This is a genomic window from Pseudomonas persica (assembly GCF_900291015.1).
GTDB lineage: Bacteria > Pseudomonadota > Gammaproteobacteria > Pseudomonadales > Pseudomonadaceae > Aquipseudomonas.
The window spans coordinates 1-244 of record NZ_OLKL01000313.1 but is presented as its reverse complement, the minus strand read 5'-3'; the positions used below and the strand labels follow the sequence as shown (position 1 = coordinate 244).

1 protein-coding gene is annotated in these 244 nt (G+C 46.3%); it reads left to right on the top strand.

Annotated features, from left to right (window positions below):
* Window positions 1-244: hypothetical protein (locus tag FQ664_RS27630; protein WP_218570454.1), on the top strand; the 244-nt coding region annotated here is incomplete at both ends.

The window sequence follows — 244 nt, the reverse complement described above, 5'->3', positions numbered from 1 at the left end:
CATTAATGCGGGCGAATGGACTGGTAGAAACACGAACAGAGCGAAAATGGAACGGCATGGTTGGTGAAATAAGCCAATTAGCATTGAGTGGGCAGGCAGACTCTCCGAAAGTCAATTGCGTTCAAATTGAGGTTAGACGGGAAGATACGAATGCTTTACTGTACAAAAACGCCTTTGTTACCGATTTGGAACTCACAGTAGAGAATATCGAAGAAATCGTTCGGGTGGGAAGGGCGCGCTGGAA